The organism is Pseudomonas sp. MF6776 (genome assembly GCF_016613125.1).
GTDB lineage: Bacteria > Pseudomonadota > Gammaproteobacteria > Pseudomonadales > Pseudomonadaceae > Aquipseudomonas > Aquipseudomonas iridis.
The window spans coordinates 1-19,604 of the sequence record NZ_JAENSQ010000054.1; the positions used below are offsets into that span (position 1 = coordinate 1).

Annotated in this window: 20 protein-coding genes and 4 pseudogenes; 7 read left to right on the forward strand and 17 right to left on the reverse strand. The window is 59.8% G+C overall.

Annotated features, from left to right (window positions below):
* The 4 genes and pseudogenes from JJD74_RS31195 to argC form a co-directional block, all read right to left on the reverse strand.
* A partial coding sequence (locus JJD74_RS31195) for a helix-turn-helix domain-containing protein (RefSeq protein ID WP_146469857.1) occupies positions 1–71 on the reverse strand: 71 nt, incomplete at its 3' end.
* A 24-nt stretch (positions 72–95) separates the two neighbouring features.
* Positions 96–722 carry a DNA methyltransferase gene (locus JJD74_RS29305; RefSeq protein WP_003465024.1) on the reverse strand — a complete coding sequence of 209 codons (627 nt, stop codon included), beginning with the start codon at positions 720–722 and terminating at the stop codon, positions 96–98.
* 414 nt (positions 723–1,136) lie between these two features.
* Positions 1,137–1,292 (reverse strand): annotated as a pseudogene (locus JJD74_RS31035) (OmpA family protein); the annotation flags it as partial.
* A 413-nt stretch (positions 1,293–1,705) separates the two neighbouring features.
* Positions 1,706–2,635 (reverse strand): N-acetyl-gamma-glutamyl-phosphate reductase, encoded by a 930-nt coding sequence (gene argC / locus JJD74_RS29310; protein ID WP_003465021.1) that lies wholly within the window; start codon positions 2,633–2,635, stop codon positions 1,706–1,708.
* Positions 2,636–2,749: 114 nt separating this feature from the next.
* Between argC and JJD74_RS29315 the strand changes: the two genes are divergently transcribed.
* Positions 2,750–3,634: a LysR family transcriptional regulator gene (locus JJD74_RS29315; protein WP_003465017.1), complete on the forward strand. Its 885-nt coding sequence runs from the start codon at positions 2,750–2,752 to the stop codon at positions 3,632–3,634.
* A 183-nt stretch (positions 3,635–3,817) separates the two neighbouring features.
* Here JJD74_RS29315 and JJD74_RS29320 read toward each other — a convergent pair whose 3' ends face one another.
* The 4 genes and pseudogenes from JJD74_RS29320 to JJD74_RS29330 form a co-directional block, all read right to left on the reverse strand.
* The gene (locus tag JJD74_RS29320) at positions 3,818–4,081 is read right to left on the reverse strand and encodes a uracil-DNA glycosylase family protein (RefSeq protein ID WP_003830781.1); all 264 of its coding nucleotides are present in this window, start codon (positions 4,079–4,081) and stop codon (positions 3,818–3,820) included.
* Positions 4,082–4,142: 61 nt separating this feature from the next.
* Positions 4,143–4,463: pseudogene (locus tag JJD74_RS31600) on the reverse strand (uracil-DNA glycosylase family protein); the annotation flags it as partial.
* Between the two features lie 28 nt (positions 4,464–4,491).
* On the reverse strand, positions 4,492–5,040 hold the full coding sequence (locus tag JJD74_RS29325) for a cytochrome P460 family protein (protein ID WP_003465000.1): 549 nt from the start codon (positions 5,038–5,040) through the stop codon (positions 4,492–4,494).
* Between the two features lie 27 nt (positions 5,041–5,067).
* On the reverse strand, positions 5,068–5,601 hold the full coding sequence (locus JJD74_RS29330) for a carboxymuconolactone decarboxylase family protein (RefSeq protein ID WP_020309197.1): 534 nt from the start codon (positions 5,599–5,601) through the stop codon (positions 5,068–5,070).
* Between the two features lie 117 nt (positions 5,602–5,718).
* On the opposite strand from JJD74_RS29330, the gene JJD74_RS29335 reads away from it, so the two are divergent.
* Positions 5,719–6,561, forward strand: a complete 843-nt coding sequence (locus JJD74_RS29335) for a helix-turn-helix transcriptional regulator (protein ID WP_003464996.1) — start codon at positions 5,719–5,721, stop codon at positions 6,559–6,561.
* Positions 6,562–7,314: 753 nt separating this feature from the next.
* Here JJD74_RS29335 and JJD74_RS29340 read toward each other — a convergent pair.
* The 7 genes from JJD74_RS29340 to merT are packed head-to-tail and all read right to left on the reverse strand — an operon-like array spanning position 7,315 to position 11,730.
* Entirely contained in the window at positions 7,315–8,304 is a 990-nt protein-coding gene (locus JJD74_RS29340; protein ID WP_024552207.1) for a DUF3330 domain-containing protein, read from the reverse strand.
* Positions 8,301–8,537: a broad-spectrum mercury transporter MerE gene (gene merE / locus JJD74_RS29345; RefSeq protein ID WP_021138754.1), complete on the reverse strand. Its 237-nt coding sequence runs from the start codon at positions 8,535–8,537 to the stop codon at positions 8,301–8,303. The genes JJD74_RS29340 and merE overlap by 4 nt, the downstream gene beginning before the upstream one ends.
* Entirely contained in the window at positions 8,534–8,899 is a 366-nt protein-coding gene (gene merD / locus JJD74_RS29350; RefSeq protein ID WP_021138753.1) for a mercury resistance co-regulator MerD, read from the reverse strand. Before merD ends, merE begins: the two co-directional genes overlap by 4 nt.
* A gap of 17 nt (positions 8,900–8,916) precedes the next feature.
* The gene (gene merA / locus JJD74_RS29355; protein WP_200617894.1) at positions 8,917–10,602 is read right to left on the reverse strand and encodes a mercury(II) reductase; all 1,686 of its coding nucleotides are present in this window, start codon (positions 10,600–10,602) and stop codon (positions 8,917–8,919) included.
* 39 nt (positions 10,603–10,641) lie between these two features.
* On the reverse strand, positions 10,642–11,064 hold the full coding sequence (gene merC, locus JJD74_RS29360; RefSeq protein ID WP_024552205.1) for an organomercurial transporter MerC: 423 nt from the start codon (positions 11,062–11,064) through the stop codon (positions 10,642–10,644).
* Between the two features lie 27 nt (positions 11,065–11,091).
* Entirely contained in the window at positions 11,092–11,367 is a 276-nt protein-coding gene (gene merP, locus JJD74_RS29365) for a mercury resistance system periplasmic binding protein MerP (RefSeq protein WP_045735837.1), read from the reverse strand.
* Between the two features lie 12 nt (positions 11,368–11,379).
* Positions 11,380–11,730, reverse strand: a complete 351-nt coding sequence (gene merT / locus JJD74_RS29370; protein WP_024552203.1) for a mercuric ion transporter MerT — start codon at positions 11,728–11,730, stop codon at positions 11,380–11,382.
* A 71-nt stretch (positions 11,731–11,801) separates the two neighbouring features.
* On the opposite strand from merT, the gene merR reads away from it, so the two are divergent.
* The 5 genes and pseudogenes from merR (at position 11,802) to JJD74_RS29390 (ending at position 15,308) form a co-directional block, all read left to right on the forward strand.
* Positions 11,802–12,236, forward strand: coding sequence for an Hg(II)-responsive transcriptional regulator (gene merR / locus JJD74_RS29375; RefSeq protein ID WP_024552202.1), 435 nt, complete (start codon positions 11,802–11,804; stop codon positions 12,234–12,236).
* A 54-nt stretch (positions 12,237–12,290) separates the two neighbouring features.
* The gene (locus JJD74_RS29380) at positions 12,291–12,899 is read left to right on the forward strand and encodes a DUF6088 family protein (RefSeq protein WP_045735839.1); all 609 of its coding nucleotides are present in this window, start codon (positions 12,291–12,293) and stop codon (positions 12,897–12,899) included.
* Between the two features lie 154 nt (positions 12,900–13,053).
* Positions 13,054–13,368 carry a hypothetical protein gene (locus JJD74_RS31605; RefSeq protein ID WP_224490795.1) on the forward strand — a complete coding sequence of 105 codons (315 nt, stop codon included), beginning with the start codon at positions 13,054–13,056 and terminating at the stop codon, positions 13,366–13,368.
* 66 nt (positions 13,369–13,434) lie between these two features.
* Positions 13,435–14,232 (forward strand): annotated as a pseudogene (gene rlmF, locus JJD74_RS29385) (23S rRNA (adenine(1618)-N(6))-methyltransferase RlmF); the annotation flags it as partial.
* Positions 14,233–14,399: 167 nt separating this feature from the next.
* Positions 14,400–15,308 (forward strand): haloalkane dehalogenase, encoded by a 909-nt coding sequence (locus JJD74_RS29390; protein ID WP_045735840.1) that lies wholly within the window; start codon positions 14,400–14,402, stop codon positions 15,306–15,308.
* Positions 15,309–15,430: 122 nt separating this feature from the next.
* On the opposite strand, the gene JJD74_RS29395 is transcribed toward JJD74_RS29390, so the two are convergent.
* The gene (locus JJD74_RS29395; protein WP_077749512.1) at positions 15,431–18,865 is read right to left on the reverse strand and encodes an SbcC/MukB-like Walker B domain-containing protein; all 3,435 of its coding nucleotides are present in this window, start codon (positions 18,863–18,865) and stop codon (positions 15,431–15,433) included.
* 165 nt (positions 18,866–19,030) lie between these two features.
* Positions 19,031–19,579, reverse strand: a pseudogene (locus tag JJD74_RS29400) (SMP-30/gluconolactonase/LRE family protein); the annotation flags it as partial.
* Positions 19,580–19,604: the final 25 nt, after the last annotated feature.

The window sequence follows — 19,604 nt, forward strand, 5'->3', positions numbered from 1 at the left end:
AGGCTGAAACCTTGGGCATGACCGATTTGAATGGTGGCGCGCTCTTCAACGCTGAGTTCGGAATAAGACATAGGGACAGCACCGTACCGGAAAGGTCAGGTGTTGCACTCAGTTTTCGCCGCCGCCCCCTTATTATCACTGCGAGGTGAATAGCTTTTCTGCCAATTGATTATGCCAATGCGATTCTCTTCGCCGAAGATTTCGTCCATGAGCATGCCAAGTCTAAATAGTTCCCTATGATCAATACAGATAGCCATAACCCCGCCTGGGGTTAGCATCTCACGCATCATCCAGATTCTGGGTGTCATGAAGCGCAACCATTTGCTGTGCTTGGACCCATCATCTTTAGGAACTACATCGCCGAGATCTGGATCGTTTGGATCCTTGTCCCACTTGTCGTTATAGCGGAAGTCCTCGCCGGTGTTGTACGGCGGGTCTGTTACTACAAGATCAACTTGACCACGATATTTATAGAGCGTGACCATCGCAGAAAGGTTTTCACCGTCCCAGATCTCATTCTCTGACTGGGCGGTTTCCTCTCCAAAGGATACTTTCTTGATAATACGATGCAGCTTCGGCTTGACCTGGCGGATGATCTGCCAGGGAGCAGCCCGCCCGGTGTAACTCATAACGATGCCATTCTTGCCAGCATCGGCAAGCGCCGCATCATGCTCCTGCAGCATACGGACCAAGGCGGCCCTCGGCAGTTGTTCGTAATCCATGCTTGCCCCTTGAATTCGTGCGGCGGCACCGAAAAGCTGAAAATTCTAGTACCGCTCGTGGATGCTTCACCATCCCTAGGGTGGCGAGTGTACTTGTGAACGTATTGATTTGGCTGTTAAACCGTTGAAAAAGACGGATCAACTGAGTTCCAAACGGGCTGCGTACTGGCTGGCAGATGCGAATCCGGCGCACGCCGCTCCCTTCTGGGCTCAAGCCCGCGAAGCGGGCATAAAGAACCCGGCCGAGGCCGGGATCCTTATGGGCTTATGGGCCGGCGTATTGGTCTGCCCAGTCCAAAGCCGGTGCCACGGGAGCTTGCACCTCCTGAGGCCAGGTTTTGGAGCCCACTGCAAATCGCCCGTAACCCATTAAAAGATAGCTGGGCATCCGACGAAAAGAGCACCAAGGCACCATTACCCTTGAGCTACAGCGCCGCTACGGGGCACCAGTTTGATTTCAACGCGGCGATTTTGGGCGCGACCCTCGGCGGTGTCGTTGGGGGCAATGGGCGAGCTGGAGCCTGCACCAAAGGTTTGCAGGCGCGAAGGATCGACGCCATTGCTGCGCAAAGAGAAAAAGGGGACTGATTTATGTGCGCCAGGCAAAGCTTGGTCGCCTGGGAATGACGGCGCAAGCCGTCACGAAATGGCGTAAGAAACCCAGCGGGTATGACCCCCGCCCGGTAAAGGTTAGCCACCGACCGGAAGCGAGTCTTGCGTGGTGACCGGGTAACCGGCGCTGCGAAGCGTAGACAGCAGAAAAGGGGATTTATTTTCCCTACTCTAAAACGGCCGCTGTTGGCCGATTGCTGCCTGTCGTGGACGACCGTTTAACTTCAAAGCCTGACTGGATTGCAAACTGCTGACACGCGTAGATTCTGTTTTCGACTCGTTTAATGCCGTCGATGCCAGGCCATAAACAGAGAGGAAACAACCGCTCGAAAATTCGAGCCATAGACTCTAGAGCCAGTGGGTAGTCGGAGTCATGTTCCTGCAACCATCAAATCCAGATTCTGCACCGCCGCTCCAGCGGCTCCCTTCCCAAGATTGTCAAACACCGCAGCCAACAAAACCTGCCCCGTCTCATCATTTTCACACACCACCAATCGCAAACTATCAGTCCCGTTAAGCGCCTGAGGATCAAGGCACGTCAACCCTTTGGCCTCCTGCATCGACATCACCTGTACATGGTCCGCATCGACGTAGTGCTGCATAAGACACGCATGCAACCGCACCGCATCCACGCCCGGCGCCAACAAGCGAAGTTGCAACGGTATGGTCAGCACGATCCCCTGCCGAAAAGCCCCATAAGCCGGCACAAACATCGGCCGCTCCATCAGACCGCTTTGCTGCTGAATCTCCGGAATATGTTTGTGTGCCAGCCCCAGACCATAAACCTGAAACGCGGGCGCCTGTGATGCGCCCTCTCCCTCATGCTCTTGCACGCCAACGCGCCCTTTTCCGGAATAGCCCGACACAGCATGAATGTTCGTCGGATAGTCCCTGGGCAGCAACCCGGCCTCCAGCAATGGGCGCAGCAGCCCTATCGCCCCCGTGGGATAGCAACCGGGATTGCTGACCCGCCGTGCCGTGGCGATGCGTTGGGCCTGCTGCGAGTTCATCTCCGCGAAACCATAGGTCCAGTCTGGATGGGTGCGGTGCGCCGAACTCGCATCGATCACCCGAACGGCGGGGTTTTCGATGCTCGCTACAGCGTCGCGTGCGGCTTGGTCGGGCAAGCAGAGAATCGCGATGTCGCAGGCGTTGATGATTTCGGCGCGACGTTGCGGATCCTTGCGATGTTCGGGGCTGAGCGTGATAAGCCGCAGATCGGTCCGGTCGCGTAGACGTTGATGGATTTGCAACCCGGTGGTGCCTTGGTCGCCGTCGATGAATATAAGAGGACTTGCCATGGAATGCTCTCGGACATAGGAAATCAGGAGTTCCAATCTTCAGTGAGGGGCTAAGATAGGAAAAGTTGAATTTCTAAACGATGAAATTCAGCTTTTCTGAACAAGGAGTGACTCATGCGCGAAATCAGCCTGGACCGTCTGCGCACGTTGGTGGCCATTGCCGACCTGGGTTCGTTTGCCGAGGCGGCCCGTGTGCTGCACCTCGCGCCACCCACGGTCAGTTTGCATATTGCCGACCTGGAGTCGCGGGTTGGCGGAAAGCTGTTGTCGCGCACACGTGGGCGCATTCAGCCTTCGGCGATTGGAGAAACGCTGGTGGAGCGCGCGCGGCGCCTGTTGGCGGATGCGGAGCAGGCGCTTGAGGACGTGGAGCGTCAGGTGCAGGGCTTGGCCGGGCGTGTGCGGCTGGGTGCCTCCACAGGGGCCATCGCACAGTTGATGCCGCAAGCTTTGGAGACGTTGGGCCAACGCCATCCCGCTATCGATGTGCAGGTCGCGGTGCTCACGTCGCAGGAAACTTTGAAGAAGCTTGCCGAGGGCTCTTTGGAGATCGGTCTGGTCGCGCTGCCACAGACCCCGGTGAAGGAATTGCGGATCGAGCCATGGCGGCGGGACCCGGTCATGGCCTTCTTGCCGGCTCGCTGGGAATGCCCGGATGTTGTGACCCCCGGTTGGCTGGCCGCCCAGCCATTAATTCTGAATGACAAAACTACTCGGCTTTCGCGCTTGACCTCGGAGTGGTTCGCCAGTGATGGACGGCAGCCCACGCCGCGTATTCAACTGAACTACAACGATGCGATCAAAAGCCTAGTGGCGGCCGGTTATGGTGCGACGTTGTTGCCGCATGAAGCCTCCACGCCATTGCCCGATACCAGGATCGTCATGCGGCCATTACAGCCCTTATTGTGGCGTCAACTTGGTATTGCCCACCGTGGTGGGGACGTCGAGCGGCCTACGCAACATGTGCTGGATGTGTTGTGGGGGTTGAGTGCGGGCTAGGGCGATGTTGTCAGAGAAAGGACCGCTTTCGACCCGGTCATACGGTGATTGAGGTCCCAGGCGTCAGCTACCGCACCTGAAGCCGTCGTTCATCGCTCCAAAGCCGGTGCCTGTCTCCGTTCGCCCAGGCCAGGGTGTCGTAGTACTTGTGCAGCAGCTCGGTAATGGCGGCGGTGTCGTCGGTCATGGGGTTTCCTTGGGGTTGGCGGTGAGGACTGCCTGGACGCGTGCTTGCAGCGCGGGCAGCACGTCTTGTTGGAACCAGGGGTTGCGCACCAGCCAGCGATTGTTGCGCGGGCTAGGGTGAGGCAGGGGGAACGCTTGCGGCCAGTGCTCGCGCCAGGCTTCGACCACCCGGGTGAGCGGCGTCTTGCCAGTACCGAGGTGGTAGTCCATGGCGTAGCTGCCCAGCACGATGACCAGCGACAGGCGCTCGAAACGCTGCATGAAGGCTTCGCGCCAGGCGGGGGGCGCACTCCGGGCGTAGCGGCAGGTCACCGCTTTTGCCGGTGCCCGGATAACAGAAGCCCATGGGCAGAATGGCGATGCGGGTAGGGTCGTAGAAGGTGTCGCGGTCCACGCCCAGCCAGGCGCGCAGACGCGCGCCGCTGGCGTCGTCGAAGGGCACGCCTGAGGCATGGACCCGGGCCCCCGGTGCTTGGCCGGCGATGAGGATGGGCGCACTCGGGTGAAACTGGAAGACCGGCTGCACGCCGTGTGGCAGATGCGGTGCGCAGCGCGTGCAGGCGCGGACGTCGGTCAGAAAGGCGTCGAGTGTCGGCATGGCGCGCTTCCGGAAAGGGTGGCTCGCGCAGGACGGAGGTGCCATCCTGCGCGAAGCGTAACCCGGCAGCAAGTCAGTGCTGGGTCAGTGTCGGATAGCCCTGGATGAATACGCGGTCGGTCTTGGCCGCCGGCACATGGCAGCCCATGCAGTCGGCTTCGTAGCTGACGGCGACATTCTTGGCGGGGGCGTCGGCCTTGAACAGCGCCCAGCCCCAGCCGTCGCCCCACAAGGGGTTGCTGGCGAAACGGCCTTTGGCGTCCTTGACCATCACGAACCACACGGCCGCATCGGAACCCCAGACCACAGGGTTGCCAGTGGTCATGGCGCTGGTTTCGAGCTTGCGGATCTCTTTCACCAGCGTGGCGCCGTCCAAGAACTTGCCGGTCTTGCGGTAGTGCTCGGCCGAGGCCTTTTCGGTGTACACATCGTGCAAGCCGCGAGAGGCGGATTTTTCGTCCAACACCGCATATGAGCCCAGGTGGACGAAGTTTGTGCGGAAGTCTGTGGGGCGGCTGATGCCGCCCTGGCTGTCCACATAGGGCGAAAAGTCGCCGGCCGTGACGGCCAGTGGCAGGACGAGGGCGCTGGCGAGCAGAGCGCCGGTGAGTGCGATTTTCATCGTGTTCTCCTTATATGCCTATGGAGATCAGACGGCGACCACGGGGAAATCCACCGTGGTGTCGGCGATGTGGTTGGTGTAGTTGGTGAGCGTGTTCAGCGCGACGTTGGCGATCACTTCCAGTATCAGGCCGTCGTCGAGCCCCGCGCGGCGGTAGTTGGCCATGGCGTCGGCCGACACCACGCCGCGTTGCTCGACCAGCGCGCGGGCAAAGCCGGCGATTGCATCGTCAAGTGCGTTGGCCGCCTGGCCGGTGCGGGCCGCGGCGATGGCCTCTGCCGACAGTCCGGCACCTTTGCCGATCAGGGTGTGTGCGCTCAGGCAATACTGGCAGCGATTGGCTTGACCGGCAGCGAGCGCAACGATCTCGCGCTGGGAGGCATTCAGGCGGCCGGTGCCCAGCGTTTCGGACAAGCCGAGGTAGCCATTGAGCGCCGCCGGCGCGTGGGCCAGCGTGGCGAACAGGTTCGGCACCATGCCAAGCTTGGCTTTGACGGCCTTGAGTGTGGCAGCGGTAGCGGCGTCAGCGGTGTCGATGGTCAGGGGGGCGATTTGGGTCATGTCTATCTCCGTAGTGGGTGAGGTGCAAGAGCACGTGGGCATGATCGCCCTTTGTTTGGTACGATATGGCACGTAAAGTATCAAATACGTAACCTATCGTCTTATATGGAGAGTGGAATGGCGGATCGACTGGCCGGCTTGCTCCGGCACTACTCGCTTTCGGCGCGCGTTTTTCACAGCGGCGCCTTCTGTGGGCAGCATCATTACGCGGCGCCGCATGGCTATATCCATCTGGTGCGGCGCGGCCCGATTACGGCGCGTTCGCCCGTGCATGAAGATCTGCTGGTTACCGAGCCGAGCCTGCTGTTTTATCCGCGCGTGGCGTCGCATCGTTTTGTCGCCGCCCCCGGCGATACCGCTGAGCGGTTGTGTGCGGAGGTCGACCTGGGCGCTTCGACGGGCAATCCGTTGGCCATGGCCTTGCCGTCGATGCTGCTGATTCCGTTGGCGGACTTGCCCGGCCTCGGGCCGACGCTAGAGTTGCTGTTTGCCGAAGCCGAGCGCGACCAGTGCGGTCGGCAGGCCGCCATCGACCGCTTGTGCGAGTTGCTACTGATCCAGTTGCTGCGTTATCTGATGGATGGGCGGCTTGGCGCCACCGGACTGCTGGCGGGCCTGGCCGACCCGAAACTCGCGCGCGCCATAACCGCCATGCACGATGCGCCGCAGACCGCGTGGTCGCTCGAGGCGCTGGCGGCGAAGGCGGGCATGTCACGCGCGCGCTTCGCCGCCGCGTTCAAGGACGCGGTGGGCGTCACGCCGGGCGACTATCTGGCCGACTGGCGGATGAACGTCAGTTGCACCCTGCTCAAGCAGGGGCGGCCGGTGGCGGTGGTGGCCGACCGCGTCGGCTACGGCAGCCCGAACGCTCTGGCGCGCGCCTTCCGCGTGCGCATGGGCTGCGCCCCGCGCGACTGGCTGGCGCAGCAGCGCGGTGACGCGGCGCTCAGCGGTTCGTGAGTTTGAGTTCGATTCGCCGGTTCTTGGCGTAGGCGGCGCCGGTGTTGCGCTCGTCGAGCGGGTGAAATTCGCATCACGCCGGAACAACTGGCGGAACTCCAGGTGGCGATCCGTCAACGGCTGGTCAGTCTGTTCGTGCGGCGCGGCCGGCTGGACAAGGCTGAGTCAGTGGCGCAGGTAGCTGGATGACGCTGTCCCGCCCTGAGCCGACGCTCACAGGCGGGGATTTCCAGTGTCGTCATTGTCGGCTATTGGCCGGCAGCAGCCCGTCGTTGCCTGATGGATCCAACCCCTCCGCTGCTATAGTGCAGTCGGCTTCTGACGTTCAGTGCAGCCGTCTTCTGAAAACGACAGGTTGAACGCCAAAGAGGGGGCGGGAGCGCTGCAACCGGAGCAGCGTCAGAGCCTCCAGAATCGCCCACACAACGCGGAAGCTGTCAGTCAGGGGGCAAGCCTACCTTGGCACCAGAAACGCGCCCAGGAGGCCGCAGGGGGCGATTTTGGCCGCTGCAACTGTCCAACCTTGGCCGGGCCTCGCCGGGCCGAGTGGGGCGGCCTTCGACCAGGGCGGGCCGGCGACCGTCCGTCGGGCATGGAGGGGACGATAGAGAAAACGGACAAAATCGTACGCTAAGCGTGCGGCCTGTCAGGTTGAGGCCCTAGAGGTTGCAGGCGAGTCGTCAGAAAATGCTGGAATCGGCCCTATTCTGACACTGCCCAAGGTTCCGGCCTGACGCCCAGTTAGGGCATGCCTCAATCTGACGGCGGCGAACCGCAAGCGTTCAGTTCGGCGCTCGTTTCGGTCGCGTTGCTTGCCCGCGCCTGGAAGCGTTGATAACACTCCAGCCCGCAGAAGCGCTCGACGTACTCCGCACCTTCCGGTGTGAAGGCGGCGTCGAGCGGGATTTCCTTGCAGCACACGCAGCAACTGGTGGCAGTCGGATCATTTGCATTCATGGTGGCACCCCTCCATTGACTGACAAAGGCGGCGAATGCCGCCGCCGGCACTGGCTTGGCGAACAGGAAGCCTTGCCCCGTATCGCACTCCGCTTGCCGCAACAGCGCGAGACTGGTCGGCGTTTCCACGCCCTCGGCCACCACGTCCATTCCCAGCCCGTGCGCAAGCTGAATCACGGTGTGCACGATGGTCCGGTCGCGGTGGTCGTCGGCGAGTCCGGCGACGAAGGACTGGTCGATCTTGAGCTTAGTAATCGGGCAGCACTTCAGGTGTTGCAGACAGGAATACCCCGTCCCGAAGTCATCGGCAGCGAAGCGCACACCGATCTGTCGCAAGGCTTCCAGGGCTGGGAAGATCGCCGGATTGCCGAACGCGACCGATTCGGTCAGCTCAATTTCCAGATACTCGGCAGGCAACTCGGCGTCAGCCAGCACGCCCTTTACCCACCCGTCGAAATCCGGTCCTACCTGGCTCGCCGAAACATTGACGGCGAGCCGGAACGGTTGCCATGCCAGCATCCGCCATTCGCGCATCTGGCGGCAGGCGGTGCCCAGCACCCAAGCGCCGATTTCAGGCATCAAGCCGGACGATTCGACCACGGGCAGGAACTGGCCCGGCGGCAAAAGTCCGAGCTGCGGATGACGCCAGCGCAACAGGGCTTCCGCACCGACAATCTGGTCACTGCGCAAATCGACAATCGGCTGGTAGTGCAGCTCAAACTGCCCGCGCACAACCGCCTGCGCCAATTCGGTCGCCGTCCATCTGGCGGGCAGTGATGTGCTCACGATCTTTCCTTGAAGACCCGCAACAGCCGCGTCACGGACAGGACAAACAAGCCGGTCAGCGTGATGGCTGCAATACCCCAATGCTCCCCGATGAACGCGCCGGCCGTCGTCCCCGCGAGCACCACAGCGAGAATCGGCAAATGGCAGGGACAGGTGAGCACGGCCAACGCGCCCCACAGGTAGCCGGTGAACGGCTTGTGTGTCTCGGTCGGCAAGCGCTCGGGGCTGTTCATGGCAGACTCTCCGCATGCTGTACCAGCTCGGTCGGCATGGTGGCCAACTGCACCTCCAGATCGGCCAATGCTTCGCGCCGACGTTCGACGAACTGGCGCAGCACGGCAAGCTGCGCGGCCGCTTCGTCGCCGTCCGCGGTATCCAACGCCCGGCACAGCCGCGCCAGCGCGTCGAGACCGATACCCGCTTCGAAAGCAGCCCGCACGAAGCACAGCCGTTGCAAGGCCGCATCGTCGAACAGGCCGTAGCCGCCAGGGGTGCACGCCACCGGCCGCAGCAGTCCGCGCAGCAGGTAGTCGCGCACGATGTGCACGCTCACCCCGGCATTAAGGGCCAGCCGGGACACCGTGTAGGCGTTCATCGAACACCTCCTTTTTCTCACCCGGCGCAGCAGGAAAGCTGCTTCACATCCTTGTTAAAGGTCTGCGCCGCGAGCTTCAGTCCCTCGACCATCGTCAGATAGGGGAACAACTGGTCGGCCAGTTCCTGCACGGTCATCCGGTTACGGATGGCGAGTACCGCCGTCTGGATCAGTTCGCCGGCTTCCGGCGCGACCGCCTGTACGCCGATGAGCCGTCCACTACCTTCCTCGATGACCAGCTTGATGAAGCCGCGTGTGTCGAAGTTGGCGAGCGCACGCGGCACGTTGTCCAAGGTCAAGGTGCGACTGTCGGTCTCGATCCCGTCGTGCTGGGCCTCTGCCTCGCTGTAGCCCACGGTGGCGACTTGCGGATCGGTGAACACCACGGCAGGCATGGCGGCAAGGTTAAGCGCCGCGTCACCGCCCGTCATGTTGATCGCCGCACGGGTGCCGGCCGCTGCCGCCACATAGACGAACTGAGGCTGGTCGGTGCAGTCGCCGGCCGCGTAGATGTCCGGCGTGCTGGTCCGCATGCCGACGTCGATGACGATAGCGCCTTGCAGGTTGAGCGCGACACCTGCCGCGTCCAGCGCCAGGCTGCGCGTGTTGGGCGAGCGACCGGTGGCGACCAGCAGTTTGTCGGCGCGCAGCTCGCCGTGCGCCGTGGTGAGCACGAATTCGCCGCCCTCGTGCGCGACCTGGCTGGCCTGGGTGTGCTCCAGCACCTCGATCCCTTCGGCGCGGAACGCCGCCGTGATTGCCTCACCGATGGCCGGGTCTTCGCGGAAGAACAGGGTGCTGCGTGCAAGAATCGTTACTTTGCTGCCCAGTCGGGCGAACGCCTGCGCCAGTTCCAGCGCTACCACCGACGAACCAATCACGGCCAGCCGCTCAGGAATGGTGTCGCTGACCAGTGCTTCGGTGGAAGTCCAGTACGGCGTGTCCTTCAGGCCGGGAATCGGCGGCACGGCCGGACTCGCGCCGGTGGCAATCAGGCAACGGTCGAACGCCAGCACACGTTCGCCACCACCGTTGAGTTGCACGGTCAGGCTGTGCGCGTCCTTGAAACGGGCTTCGCCGTGCAGCACGGAGATGGCGGGATTGTCATCCAGGATGCCTTCGTATTTGGCGTGGCGCAGTTCGTCGACGCGCGCCTGCTGCTGGGCCAGCAACCGCTCGCGCAAGATCGTCGGCGGTGTGGGCGGCATGCCGCCATCGAACGGGCTTTCTCGGCGCAAGTGGGCGATGTGCGCGGCGCGGATCATGATCTTGGACGGCACGCAGCCGACATTGACGCAGGTGCCGCCGATGGTGCCGCGCTCGATCAAGGTGACGTGCGCGCCTTGCTCGACGGCTTTCAGCGCCGCCGCCATCGCCGCGCCACCGCTGCCGATAACGGCAATATGCAATCCGCCACCGTCACCACCAGCCTTGTCGCCGCTACCTAGCCATTCGCGCATCTTTCCGAGCAAGCCACCGCCCACCGGAGGCACGGGCGCGTCGGCGAGCGTGGCCCGATAACCGAGTCCGGCCACGGCGGCAGTCAACGCGTCCGGCGATATGCCGGCCTCGACGGCGAGTTTGGCGCTGCCCTTCGTATAGGAGACATCCGCCGACTGCACGCCGGGAACTTTCTCCAGGGTTTCCTTGACGTGCGTCGCACACGAGTCACAGGTCATGCCGGTGATTTTGAGGGTGGTCATTCATCGTTCCTTTTCTGTGTTGGCCGCTGGCTCACGCAGTCAGTCGTGTTTCGCGGGGAGTTCGCAGCCATCCGGGCCGCAGCGGCGATTTACCGGCGAAACCAAGTCCCAGATCGACACGCCGATCATCAGGGCTAGGCCGGTGTATACGAGGCGTGCTGTCCACCAGTTGCCAAGCAGCCAGACGGTTCCGGCGAACACGATGGCTGGCCCGATCATGCCGAGCAGGCTGCGGTGCCATTGCCGATGACTCAGCCAGCCCAGTGCATTCGCCAGCAAAGCCACGACGGCGAACAGCGGTAACAGCGTGGAGATAAACAACCCTTCGTATTCCTGTAGAAAGCTCAGCCCGATGGCCGCGCCCAAGCTGGCGAGGGCCGGGAAGCAGGCGGCGCAGCCCATCGCTGAAACAACGCTGCCGAGCGCGCCAGCCTTGTCGGCAATGCGTGTGATCATCCCCATGATCGCCCTAGGCTCTGGTTCAGTGGCTCACTGCTTGACGCTGGAGGGATAGCCCGCGTCTCTGGTTGCCTTGGTCAGCTTCTGCACGCTGGTCTTGGCATCATCGAAGGTGACCACCGCTTCGCGTGTCTCGAAGGTCACGTCAACTTTGCTGACGCCTTCGACCTTGGAAATCGCCTTCTTGACGGTAATCGGACAGGCAGAGCAGGTCATGCCCGGTACGGACAGTGTGACGGTCTGGGTAGCGGCCCACACGGGGGCAACAACGGCGGCGAGGGCGAGGGAGGCAAACAGTTTCTTCATGGTGAACTCCGATCAGTAGAAAAATGGCATGACATAGGGAAATCCGAGCGCGACCAGAACCAGCACGGCCACGACCCAGAAAATGAGCTTGTAAGTCGCTCGCACTTGGGGAATCGCGCAGACCTCACCCGGTCTACAGGCTTGCGCAGGGCGGTAGATGCGCCGCCAGGCGAAGAACAAGGCTACCAACGCTGCGCCGATGAAAATCGGGCGATAGGGCTCCAGCACGGTCAGGTTGCCGATCCATGCCCCGCTGAATCCCAAGGCGACCAAGACCAGCGGCCCGAGGCAGCAGGTCGAGGCGAGGATGGCGGCCAGTCCGCCAGCGAAGAGCGCGCCGCGCCCGTTTTGTGGTTCAGACATGCGCTTGTCCTTTCGAATTTGAATTGGATAGCGTAACCTTACTTCCGTACTCATGTACGGAGTCAAGTGATATGGAAAACAATTTGGAGAGCCTGACCATTGGCGCTTTTGCCAAGGCGGCCGGGGTCAACGTGGAGACGATCCGGTTCTATCAGCGCAAGGGCCTGCTGCCGGAACCGGACAAGCCTTACGGCAGCATTCGCCGCTATGGCGCGGCGGATGTGACGCGGGTGCGATTCGTGAAATCGGCCCAGCGGCTGGGCTTCAGCCTGGATGAAATCGCCGAGCTGTTGCGGCTCGATGATGGCACCCACTGCGAGGAAGCCAGCAGCCTGGCCGAGCACAAGCTTCAGGACGTGCGCGAAAAGATGGCCGACCTGGCGCGCATGGAAACCGTGCTGTCTGAACTGGTGTGCGCCTGCCATGCGCGGAAGGGGAATGTTTCCTGCCCGCTGATCGCGTCGCTACAGGGCGGAACAAGCCTGGCAGGGTCGGCTATGCCTTAGCGTGCTTTATTTTCCGTTTTCTGAGACGACCCCTATTTCAAAAACCAGCCATCCATGAAATCCCTTTCCGCGGCAATCATCGAACACAGCAGGCTTCTTCCTGAAGGAGGCATCCTTGCACCAAACGAATTCCTTCACTTGGCTGACCGTGCTTCGGTGGACCAAGCATTCTCTCGATTAGCCAAGGGCGGGGAGTTAATGCGGATTTCACGCGGCCTCTATGTGGCGCCGGTCACCGGGCGCTTCGGCAAACGCGCGCCGGCGACGGAGAAGGTTATCAGTGCGATAGCTTCGAAAAGCCATCAGGTAATCGCGTTAAGCGGTGCCCGCGCAGCGAACCTTCTAGGGCTAACGCAACAGGTGTCGATTAGGGAGGTATTTGTTACCGGCGGACGGCCGAGAACCCTGCAGCTAGGCAAGGCTCAGGTGAGAATCGAGCATGCGCCGCATTGGCAAATCGCCCTCGGAACAACCATTGCTGGCGACGCTGTACGTGCGCTTGCCTGGCTGGGGAAACCCCACGCCCCAGAGGCAGTCGCCAAGCTGCGCACGTGCCTGTCGAGTAACGATTGGCAGATTTTGATATCGCATAGATCAAACCTTCCTCAATGGATGGCTGAAGCGATTGGGCGCGAAGCAGTCTTTGCTGAGCAGGGCTTCTGATGCTCGTTTAAATACAATAATTTAGAGAACGAATGTCCTAATTTTGCCTTATCTCGGCAAGACTCAGTTACGTCCTGAAAAGTCTTTATAAAACATGCGGATAGGAGGGAAGTGAGTGAATTTTCCCTTTATCTCGGCATGACCCCTTCTAGGGCTGACGCAGCAGGTGTCGATTAAGGAAGTATTTATCACCAGCGGACGGCCGAGAACCCTGCAATTAGGCAAAATTCAGGTGAGAATCGAACATGCGCCACAGTGGCAGGTCGCCCTCGGAGCGACCATTGCTGGCGACGCTGTACGTGCACTTGCCTGGTTGGGCAAACCCCACGCCCAAGAGGCAGTCGCGAAGCTGCGCACGTGCCTGTCGAATAGCGATTGGCAGGTCTTGAAATCGCATAGATCCAAGCTTCCTCCATGGATGGCTGAAGCGATTGGGCGCGAAGCAGTCTTTGCTGAGAAGGGATTCTAATATTCGTTTAAATACAATAATTTAGAGAACGAATGTCCTAATTTTTGCCTTATCTCGGCATGACCCCTAAAAGTCTTCAACCGCGCCCTGCTCAAACAGTTCTACGGCATTGCCCACTGGGACATTCCTGCCGACTATCTATGCCCGCCGATCCCCGGCCGCGCAGACTACCTGCACTACATCGCCGACTTGCTCGGGAAAAGTAACGCAGGGGTTATTCCTCGTGGCGCACAGGTGAATGCGCTAGACGTGGGTGTTGGCGCCAATTGTATTTATCCGCTAATTGGCCATCGCGAATACGACTGGCACTTCGTTGGCAGTGATATCGCCAGCAGCGCAATTGCCTCAGCCGGTGCGATTCTCAACGCCAATCCGGGGCTCGTTGAAGCCATCGAGCTACGCCAGCAAAACGACAGCACGCATATTTTTCAGGGCGTTATCCGCGCCGAAGATCGCTTTGATATCACCCTGTGCAACCCGCCGTTTCATGCCTCCGCTGAGGAAGCCACGCAAGGCAGCACCCGCAAATGGCGTAACCTTGGCAAGCTCGACCCCAAACGCAAATTGCCGGTACTCAACTTCGGCGGCCAAGCTGCTGAGCTTTGGTGCAAGGGCGGCGAGGCGGCGTTTGTTAGCCGTTTAATCAGCGAAAGCGCTGAACACGCCCAACAGGTGTTTTGGTTCAGTAGTTTGATCTCCAAAGCCGGCAACCTCGGCGGCGTTTACAGTGCCCTGAACAAAGCTGGCGCATTGGAAGTACGCACCGTTGAAATGGCTCAAGGGCAAAAACAAAGCCGTTTTGTCGCTTGGACATTCCTCACCCCAGAACAGCAACAAGCCTGGCGCCAAGAACGCTGGAGCTAAGCCAGCCCCAGAGTTAGCCACGCGTTGCCAGCCCGATAACGCGCGAGCCGCCCACGCGCCAAAGACTCACTGAGCGTAATAACGCAGCATTCACAGAGTCAAAACACGTGTACACAGGCGGCGCGCGTGCGCACCATGGCTGACCGACACTTAGCGAGGCGAACAATATGGATTTTTTACGCACCCCAGATCGACACTTCGAAAACCTTCCCGGCTACGCATTCGAGCCCAACTACCTGATGGTGGATGACAGCGAAGGCGGTGAGTTACGCATGCATTATTTGGATCAAGGTCCAGCCGCTGGCGCAGTGGTTTTATTGCTGCACGGTGAGCCATCGTGGAGCTACTTGTACCGCACAATGATCCCCACACTAGTTGCTGCAGGCCATCGCGTTATTGCCCCAGACCTCATCGGTTTTGGTCGCTCAGACAAACCCAGTAAACGTACCGACTACACCTATCAGCGCCACGTTGACTGGGCGCAATCGCTGCTCGACCAGCTAAAACTGAGTGACGTGACCTTGGTTTGCCAAGACTGGGGCGGCTTGATTGGCTTGCGTTTAGTCGCAGAAAACCCAGCCCTATTTGCTCGCGTGGTTGCCGCCAACACCATGCTCCCAACCGGTGATCACAACCCAGGGGAGGCCTTCAAAAGCTGGCAGCAATACTCACAACAAGTACCAGAGTTCCCCACTGGAGCGATCATCAACCGCGCCACCACCACAGAGCTATCGCAAGCGGTGCTAGACGCCTACGACGCGCCCTTCCCTGACGAAAGCTACAAAGAAGGTGCACGGCAATTTCCCTTGTTGGTGCCCACCACGCCTAACGACCCTGCCGCCGATAAAAACCGCGCAGCATGGGCAGTACTGATGAAGTGGAACAAACCCTTTTTGACCGCGTTCAGTGATTCAGACCCGATCACCAAAGGCGGCGACAAGGTGCTGCAAAAGCTGATACCGGGCACACACGGCCAAGCGCATACCACCATCGTCAATGGCGGGCACTTTCTGCAAGAGGATCAGGGCGAAAAGCTGGCAGAGGTTGTGGTGATGTTTATCGCGGCGAACCCTTGATGTGCCGAGAACTGTACCGAAGACTCAGCGCTTAACGGCAAACTAGCCAGTGCATGCCTCCAGTAATCCTTGCAAAGCATCTGTCTCGATCTCACTCGCCGAGACAGGTGCCTCGCAAAGGACTATACCGCGAAGCGTTTATCCAGCCCGCTGTAGCCCATGCCAATTGCCTTATGCACTTTTAACTGCACCGGGATGCGCTCTTTGAGCGCTTCAACATGACTGATGACGCCGATCATCTTGCCGCTGGCATTCAGGCTGTCGAGTGCATCCAGCGCCACCTCAAGTGTTTCAGCGTCGAGGGTGCCGAAGCCTTCATCGAGGAACAGCGAGTCGATACTGGTTTTGTGGCTGACCAAATCCGACAAAGCCAACGCCAGCGCAAGGCTGACTAAAAAGCTTTCACCACCAGACAAGGTTTTGGTGTCCCGCGCAACATCCGCCTGCCACGTATCGACCACCTCAAGCTCCAGCTCACCCAGAGACTTGCGCGCCAACTGATAGCGTCCATGCAAGCGTTCAAGCTGCTGATTAGCTAAGTAGACCAAGTGATCGAGTGTTAATCCTTGGGCGAACTTGCGAAATTTAGCGCCATCCGCCGAGCCGATCAGGCTGTTGAGTTGCTGCCAAGCATCGTAATTGGATTGTTGCGCACGGATCTGCGCAAACAGGCTTTGTTGGCTCAGGCGCCGCGCATCATCACCTTGCAGTTGTGCACGAATCTCACCTTGGCGCTGGCTCAGGTTGCGCAACTGTGTTGCCAACTGTACAAGCTGTTGCGCCAGCGCCTCATCATCCAGATCGACCAGCACTTTCGACTGCTCAACCGACTGCAATTCAGCAAAGCGCTGCGTGCAATCGTGCGCCAAAGCCTGAGCGGCAGTGGCTGCGTTGTTTAGGCGCTGCTGAAGCTCGCGCAAGCTCGCGCGTTCAGCGTCATCCAATAACGCCGCCATAAACTGCGCCTCATCGGCAAACTGGCTAGCCGCCAAAGCGTTCTGCCAGTCGTTATTTTGCGCGGCTAACTCACGCTGCTCGTGCTCGATACGCACTTGCACCGTTTGCAGTTGCCCCCACAGCTGATCACGCTGCTGTTGCGAAGCCTGCCAACTACGCTGCAATGCTTGTAATTGCTCATGCGGGTTATCAACCGCCGGCAACTCCGCTAACGGCTCTTGCGCTTGCTCAAGCCAGTGCTGCTGCCAGGTTTGTGCGTGCTCGTGCGCCTGTTGCAGTGCATGCGTTTGCGCTTGCAACTGCGTAGCCAAACTCAGGCTTAACGCCTGTTCAGCCTGCCAGCCTTGCCATGCTTGCTGTTGTTCACGCAGCCAATCGGCAGGCGCTACAGGCATGTTCAAACCCAGCACCTGCAAACAGCTACTGAGGCGTTCCAAGCGTTCGGCATGCTTGCTGGTGAGCAACTGCAGTTGGCTAATACTGTCGTGGTGACGCTGTTGCACATGGCTCTGTTTACTGGTCAGCGTATCCAATTGAGCGCTGCATTTACTGTGCTCAAGCTCAGCCGTCATCACCCCATCGGCGGCTTGCTGGGCGACTAACTTGAGTTGGTCGAGCTGGCTCATGCGCAACTGTTGCTGCTGCATGTGCTGCTCGTGGTCGTGTTGTGCGGCCTGCAATGCGCTGGCATCCGCAATTGCCTGCCCGAGCGATTCACAGGCTTGCTGCCAGCGCTGATCCGCCTCAGCCAACCCCTGTCGTGCAGCACTAACTTGCGCTTGAGCCTGGGCTATTTGTGTTTCCACCACAGCCAGGCGCTTGTTCAGCGTCTCGCCTTGTGCCCGCACCGCATCTTGCTCAAGCTGTTTGGCCTGCAAGGCTTGCACAGTTTGCGACGGGTTAAGCGCTTGATACTCGGCAATCGCCGGGTGCTCATGCGAGCCACACAGCGGACAGGCCTCATCGGCTTGTAGGGCGGCGCGGTATTGTTCTAACTGTTGAATACGTTGCTCTTGCTCAAGCAGCTTTTGTTTGTCGGCGATCTGCTGTTTAAGGTCGACAAACTGACTGCGCAGCGCCTCACGCTGCTGATTTAACTGCGCTTGCTCGGCTTGCTGAGCTATCAGTTGCGCCTGCGCTTGAGCCTGCTGATCAACAAACTGCTGACGCTGAGTCAGCAGCATTGCCAAACGCTCCAGCTGACGCCCACGCTCGGTTAATTGCTGAGTTTGCTCACGTAAGGCTGCGTCATTATGGCCGCCAAACAATCCATCCAACTCCGCGCGCGCGGTGTTTGCCGCCAGCTCAGCTTGTTTAAGCTGAGTCGTCGCTGCGTGCAAAACCGTTTGCTGCTGGGGTAACTCAGCTGCTAGCTGAGCCAGTTGGTCATCCAGTTGTTGTTGCTTCTCACGCTCAGCGGCTTGCTCTTGCTCGCTCACCGCCAAGGAGTCGAACTGCTCTTGCCACGCGGCCAGATGCGCACCTAACTGCGCCCGCTGCGGCTGAGTGACGAGCTGCTGCGCAACAGCATCAGCGCGCTGCTGCAAATCCTCTGTAGTCGCACGTTCTGCCTGCAATGTTTGCTGACTGACTTGTTGACCTTGCCACGCCTGCTGACAGATTTGCTCCAGCGCAGCCATGTGCTGCTCACGCAACTGCTGCTCTTGAGCTTGGCTGGCTTGCAACTGATGACTGATGCGCAGTTGCTCGCGGTACAGCGGCTGCAATTGTGTGGCCGGCTCACTGGCCGCCAGCTTGTGCAATTGCGGCTGAGCCTGATTAAGCGCTTGTTGTGCCTGACTCGCTTGCTCCTGCGCTTGCTGCAATTGCGTCTGCGCCTTGGCTTTGGCATCGCGCCACAGCGTCTGTGCATTCAGGCCGCTTTGCTCAGCCGCCAAACGCTGCTCATCCACGCTGACTTGAGCATGCTCAGCGTTAAGTTGCTCACGCTGCTCGTCACTTAACAGCTCAACCCCTTCAGCTTTAGCGCGCAGGTGATCTAGCGCAGTTTTTACCTCACGAGTTTGCTCAAACACCCGCTGAGAAATTTGCCCGTAAATATCAGTGCCGGTCAGTTCTTCAAGCAACTCTGCACGCTGATTCGCATTGGCCTCAAGAAATGCCGCGAAGCCGCCTTGAGCGAGCAACATCGACTTAGTGAAACGCTCAAAATCCAGCCCGGTCAGGCGCTCGGTTTCACGCAGTTTTTCGTTGATTTTGTCAGTAACGATTTTGCCGTCGGCCATCAATGCCAACTCAACCTTGGGCGCCTGCAGTGCCCCATCAGCTTTGTCGCGGGCGCGGCGCTGGCTCCAAAACGCTCGGTACGCCACACCTTTAACTTCAAACTCAACCTCGGCCAAGCACTCAGCCGTGTGCCGCGTCATCAATTCATTGCTCCCCGCAGACACCGTACTCATACGTGGCGTGCGGTGATACAAGGCCAGGCAAATAGCATCAAGCAACGTGGTTTTACCCGCGCCGGTGGGCCCGGTAATCGCGAACAACCCGTTGTCTTTAAATGGCTCGGCAGTGAAATCAATCTTCCACTCGCCCTTGAGTGAGTTCAGATTTTTGAGGCGCAGGCTGAGGATTTTCATACAAAGGTCGCAGGCTGACATGAGCGACTATTCTGGCATTGTCGCGCGCTGCGTGCAGGACATAAGTGCGAGCGTTGAGGCTCGCACTTAATTTCAGTCAGCCACGCTGTACTGCCAAGCCGTTCAGCGTGGGGCAACCGCAACCGCTGGGTTGCGGCTGGTGGCTCACTTAATAAAAGTGGCGCCGCGGGTGTTTACAAATACTGAGTAAATAGAATGGCTGCTGGCCATGAACAGGCGGTTACCTTGAACGCCGCCAAAGCATAGGTTGGCGCAACGTTCCGGCAACGAAATATGGCCAATCGCCTTGCCTTGAGCATTGAACACACGCACACCATCAAGCTCCTCTGGTTTACCCTGTGGCGAGCCATTGCTGCCCCAACCACACCAGAGATTACCGGCCTCATCGCACTTAATGCCATCGAGCGCGCCATACGCAGTCGCCTCGATATGCTTGTTGCGATTACCCAGCGTGCCGTCTTCATTAACCGCGTACGCCCAGACCAAACGATTCGGCTTGGCGCGACCTTCAACGATGTACAGGGTCTTTTCATCTGGCGAGAAACACAGACCATTAGGCCCGGCGAGATCTTCGATCACGCGCGTGACTTTGGGGTTTGGGGAGCAATGGAACCAAAAACCAACGTAAGCTCTGAATCCCACCGTAAAGGGGCTTTCCGATCTCCAGCTCACCCGCCAGGCATTACTCTCTGATCAGTGCCTCGATGATCGGGCAGAT